At 62.1% G+C, this 1568-nt stretch carries 3 protein-coding genes; all 3 read right to left on the reverse strand.

Annotated elements, in window-relative coordinates:
- Nucleotides 1-221 precede the first annotated feature (221 nt).
- Nucleotides 222-584: a RidA family protein gene (locus EN984_RS34010; protein WP_127270444.1), complete on the reverse strand. Its 363-nt coding sequence runs from the start codon at nucleotides 582-584 to the stop codon at nucleotides 222-224.
- Between the two features lie 251 nt (nucleotides 585-835).
- The gene (locus EN984_RS34015) at nucleotides 836-1291 is read right to left on the reverse strand and encodes a DUF6644 family protein (RefSeq protein ID WP_127270443.1); all 456 of its coding nucleotides are present in this window, start codon (nucleotides 1289-1291) and stop codon (nucleotides 836-838) included.
- Nucleotides 1292-1568, reverse strand: a 277-nt coding sequence (locus tag EN984_RS34020; protein WP_127384329.1) for a DUF6152 family protein, incomplete at its 5' end; no start/stop codon positions are given.

Genomic DNA, 1568 nt, shown 5'->3' on the forward strand with positions numbered 1-1568 from the left:
AGACACTAGTGCCCAATTATCGGTCTGGAGTCGTGGCATTTAAGGCCACCCTGCTCTATAGGCGTGCCAGCCGCAAGAGGGGAACTCGACGACCGAACCCAGCGTCGCAGCAGACTTAGTCGACACATAGAGAGGGCCGCTAATCTCCGCAATCCCAACCCCCGTTTTCTAACACCTAATGCTTTCCCGCTTGCGTGAGCAATGTAACCGGCGTGCCCCCCTCACGCCACAGCCACACACTCGATCTCAATATCAAACTCCATCGGCCAAGACGCCACCGGCACAAAACTCCGCGCCGGCGGATTGGTCGAAAAATACCTGGCATAGACCCGGTTAATCGCGTTGTAGAAGCCGGAATTGACGGCGTAGATGCGCACCATCACGACGTTTTCCAGCGAGGTTCCGGCCGCTTCCAGGCAATGTTTCAGCGCCTTCAGCGACGCCTCGGTCTGTGTTTCGATGTCGCCGCGCACCATCTCGCCGGTCACCATGTCCACCGGCGGCGTCGCCGAGATGAAGACGAAGCCGTTGGCCTTGACCGCCGTCGAGCAGGGCAGGCCAAGCGCCCGCACCTTGTCCGACATGACGGGGACTTCGATGATTTCTTTTTTTCACGGCAGTTCTCCTTTGTTTGCAGGAAGCTTATCCCGGCACTGGCGGAACGCCAGCGCCGTTCTTCCCTTCTCCCCTTGTGGGAGAAGGTGGATCGGCGCGATAGCGCCGAGACGGATGAGGGGTGGTCCAGCGGAGTGAGACGTTGGCGTTCCCTGGAACACCCCTCATCCGTCGCCTTCGGCGACACCTTCTCCCACAGGGGGAGAAGGTGGATGCGGCGCTAAAGAAAACCGATGAACCGTCCGGCGAACAGCACTGATGTCCACAGCAGTATCGAGAGCACAGCCAGGATGGCGCTGCCGGCCGGCTCGTCACCGCCTCTGGCGAAGCGCAGGAAGGCGAAAAAATTGACGCCGGCGAGAAGGATGAGTGCCATCTTGGCGAGGAAGACCGGCATCGCCGCATAGGTGCTCGCCTTGACCGAAAACAGCAGCGAGCCGGTGACGAGCGCACCGACGAACGCGCCTAAAGCAACGCGGCGCAGCAGCGCGACGAACGCGGCGTGCGGCAGTGAGCGGAAAGCGCCGCAGATCCTGAGGTCCATGAGGAGGACGCTGGTCAGCAGCGCGCCGATCGACAAGATGTGGAGCGCGTTGACGATGGGGTAGGCAATGAAGGAGCCCTTCAGCCACCGCGCCAGGGCAAATTGCTCGATGCCGGCGAGGAACTCCGCCATCTAGGCCGGCGGCACGCGGTCGGGATAGACATCGTATGTCTTGCCGCCGACGATGACGCGCACCGCTTTCATGCGCTTTTCGCTCGCCTCGACCGAGCGGTTGCCGATCGCGGTCACCTCGTCGCCGACCTTGGCCACCTCCTCCGTGAAGCCAGCGGCGATGGTGCGGGACGGCGGCGCCATCTCCACCCGCCAGGCCTCTCCCTCGGCGTCGACATCCAGCGTGGCGTGCGGATTGCCGATATAGATGGCCGTGATCTTGCCCCTGAGTTCGAAA

The organism is Mesorhizobium sp. M7A.F.Ca.CA.004.12.1.1 (genome assembly GCF_003997835.1).
GTDB lineage: Bacteria > Pseudomonadota > Alphaproteobacteria > Rhizobiales > Rhizobiaceae > Mesorhizobium.